The following is a 2,941-nucleotide window of genomic DNA, read 5'->3' as shown; positions in this document are numbered from 1 at the left end:
AGCTTTATCTGCGGTGGAATCGTGCAAGCGATCGCCCAATGTGGTATCTACAGAACTAACGAGGGTTAAAAATAAGGCGTGGAGATGTCTGCCGGTGAGATATTGTGGTGGAATAGGCGATTGAGGTAGCAAATTCAACACTAAACTATGAGGCATACTTTTTCTTTTTGGTTGTAGACTGAGTGCTTCTTGACTCAACAGTAAACTCAGGGATTTCCTGGAGTTCAGTTTCACTCAAACTATACTGTTCACAAACGAGACTTAGACGATTTCCTGGGGTTTTGACTGCGTTAACCGAATGGGTTAAATCACCTTGAAAATAAACTAAAGTATTGAATTGGGGCTTAATTTGCCCAAGTTGGCGTTTGTGCGATCGCAATACCAGTTCTCCCCCTTCCATATCCGCAGGTACGCGCACATAGAGAACACTGACAACCGCAGGCGGTTCAATGGTTTTGGAGTAGGAACGCAGGGAGCGATCGATATGCGGATCGACGCGGGAGCCTTCTTTTAGTTGTAAAGGATTGAGGTAAAAAGCATTACAATTCGGCTGGAGAGCTAAATCCAGGTAAGGCTTGAAGTAGGGAAACTGCTGTTCTACTTTTGCTAATCCAGAACGCTGAAATACTACAGAAAATCCTTTGGTGGCGACAAAATCGCGGTTGAGGTTGTTGATAGCGAAGTAAGGACAAGCTTGGATTTCTCCCCACAAATTGTTTAGGTAATCGCTGGGGAAGGCGTTGGTTTGTTGTTGATAGTGTTTCACTGGAGATAGAGGAGCGATCGCTGAATGTGGTATCTAAAATTTTAAAGACTATCGAGTGATGATAGTAGTATTCTTTTAAGTGAGAAAAACTACATAGCGAGAAAGAACAATGAGAATTGATGATTATAATGCAGCAAAGGCACTAACTGAAAAACTTAAAGAGAACTTACCCATTAAAGCACGAGCAGGGAAAGAGTTTTTGAAGACATTAAAGCAAAAAGGAGTAAACGCCGATCCAGACAGAGAATTTGAAATTGATTTTGTTGGCTATTCAGGAGATGAAGGCGGGATTATGTGCGGACTAAAAGAGCCAAATAATCCCGAAAGTAAAGAAAAATATGTTTCTTCTATTACTCATCTAAAGATTGATCCTAATCATCCTCTAGCTGCTGAAGTGCAGACTTACCAACGCCAGCGAATACGTAAGTTAAAGTTGCAAGATTCTAGAGGTTTTAAAGCCGAGTTAATGACGATAGAGCCTCGAAAAAATAAAAACCGTGGTAAAGGTTTTGGGAAGTGATTAACTCTGAAAACGATATTCTATCCGAACTGGAATTTTTAAGTTTTGAATGTCATCAAATTGATAGTATTGCCCTCGCATTTGGACATTCTGAATTAAGCTAACTGGAGGCATATTCACAACATCATAGCTAATCACTTGATTGGTGAACATGACATCTAAAGGATTTAATGGATGTGTACAAGTGAATATACCTTCAGAAATTTTATGTTTCGGTAATGGTTCAACCGTAACTTCAGCTTTGCTCATCCATTTACCCAAGCGAATCCACTTTGGTAGTTTGAGTTCTTTTTGAGATATGACAAAAAACTCAAATCGACTTTCAGGCGCTAATTCACGGATACGTCCAAATGTTGGGATATTTTTGCTGATTTTATCCATTTTGACATGGTAAGAGAGGTTAGCAAATTTATAAGTGTGCGTCACATAAGCAGAATTTAAAGGACGTGCAGGTGTAATATAAATACCTTGCTGGTTGAGAGGTTCTAACTCTCTTTCGTAATGCGGTATATGTTCTGCATCGTAATAGTTGCTTTTTGCTAAACCAAGAGCGTAAGTCAGAGCATAATTATGTAAGTATTGCTCTGTTACATAAAGTCTACCTAATTCACGAGTAGCAAAATACAATGGGTCTTGTAAGGTAATGAGAAGACAGTAAATGTGCATACATTATGCTTCCTCATCTTCAGCCGTCTTATTTTTATTCCTTCTACTTCTGCTGCTAGTGTTGCTATTTTCTGGATTTTCTTCTTTAAGAACACCCACTGCTTTTGCATAATTTAAAGTCTCTTCTGTCAATGAATTCATCCATTGTTGGAAACTAGCCTCATCTGCAAGAATAGATTGAGCTTCATTTTGAAGAGATACAAGAGCTTCTTTTGCAATTAATTCATAAAAAACTCCATCTTCTTGAATTAATTCATTCACAGCTTGTTCGGTAGCTTCTTTGAGAGAATCAAGTCCATAAGGAGGTAAGACATCTCCGATAATGTCGTAAATTTTTTGAGTTAAGCGCAGATTGCTGAAAATTTCGCCATCAGCAAATATTATTGCTACAACCTTATTTCGCATCTGTCCAGTGCGTGTAGTTTGGGCACCGTAACGTTTAGTACGGTACAAATTATTTAACAGATATAAAAAAGTATTTGGTGTTGGGTCGCGTAATGTAACTACGCTGGGAAAAGGAACTTCTGGTAAAACATGGTCTTGTTCACTGAAACGGTTAGTAGTGTCCGTTCCTTGCGTCATAGTTCCATCTTCGTAGGGTGCATTCAGCGTAAAAGTTCCGTGGGACTCTTCATATTTAGGAACAGCGTAAGCTGAATCTATAAAAACTTTGGATTTCTCCGAACCAGAATTATCTGCACCACCTTTACCCACAGCATAACCGTAAATAACGCAATCAGGACAAACTCCACAAGGATTTTCATTATAAGCGCAGTCTTTTTTATGTTGGGTTTTTATGTAGTTGTAAACTTCATAACGCCGCAATAGTTCACGCCCTGTTAAGCGTTCAGGAGTAGTTTGTTTACGTTTAAAAAGTACTAAACGACTAATCACTTGTGAATTATTAATTCCTGCTCTAACTCTAGCTAAATTTAATTCTCCATCAGTTTTAAATACTGCATAAGAGTCAGTTTCTCGCAGAATTACAA

At 38.7% G+C, this 2,941-nt stretch carries 4 protein-coding genes and 1 pseudogene; 1 reads left to right on the top strand and 4 read right to left on the bottom strand.

All coding sequences use genetic code 11. The features are described 5' to 3' along the window. Window positions 1-156 (bottom strand): annotated as a pseudogene (locus IQ229_RS21725) (CRISPR-associated endoribonuclease Cas6); the annotation flags it as partial. Then, window positions 146-766 (bottom strand): 2OG-Fe(II) oxygenase, encoded by a 621-nt coding sequence (locus IQ229_RS21720; RefSeq protein WP_194047291.1) that lies wholly within the window; start codon window positions 764-766, stop codon window positions 146-148. The pseudogene IQ229_RS21725 and the gene IQ229_RS21720, both read right to left, overlap by 11 nt. A 109-nt stretch (window positions 767-875) precedes the next feature. On the opposite strand from IQ229_RS21720, the gene IQ229_RS21715 reads away from it, so the two are divergent. Continuing rightward, window positions 876-1,286 (top strand): hypothetical protein, encoded by a 411-nt coding sequence (locus IQ229_RS21715; RefSeq protein WP_194047289.1) that lies wholly within the window; start codon window positions 876-878, stop codon window positions 1,284-1,286. Here the strand turns inward: IQ229_RS21715 and cas5d are convergent, their stop codons facing one another. Both cas5d and cas7d read right to left on the bottom strand, forming a co-directional pair. Then, the gene (gene cas5d, locus IQ229_RS21710; protein WP_194047287.1) at window positions 1,287-1,952 is read right to left on the bottom strand and encodes a type I-D CRISPR-associated protein Cas5/Csc1; all 666 of its coding nucleotides are present in this window, start codon (window positions 1,950-1,952) and stop codon (window positions 1,287-1,289) included. It lies immediately after the preceding gene. A gap of 3 nt (window positions 1,953-1,955) precedes the next feature. Next, window positions 1,956-2,941: type I-D CRISPR-associated protein Cas7/Csc2 (gene cas7d, locus IQ229_RS21705; protein WP_194047285.1), on the bottom strand; the 986-nt coding region annotated here is incomplete at its 5' end.

Source organism: Nostoc cf. edaphicum LEGE 07299, from assembly GCF_015207245.1.
GTDB classification, from domain to species: domain Bacteria; phylum Cyanobacteriota; class Cyanobacteriia; order Cyanobacteriales; family Nostocaceae; genus Nostoc; species Nostoc edaphicum_B.
This window is presented reverse-complemented; position numbering and strand designations above follow the sequence as displayed.

Bases quoted from the DNA above. Each gene is read 5' to 3' on its own strand.
- IQ229_RS21715 (WP_194047289.1), top strand. From the start codon at position 876: ATGAGAATTGATGATTATAATGCAGCAAAGGCACTAACTGAAAAACTT.
- cas5d (WP_194047287.1), bottom strand. From the start codon at position 1,952: ATGCACATTTACTGTCTTCTCATTACCTTACAAGACCCATTGTATTTT.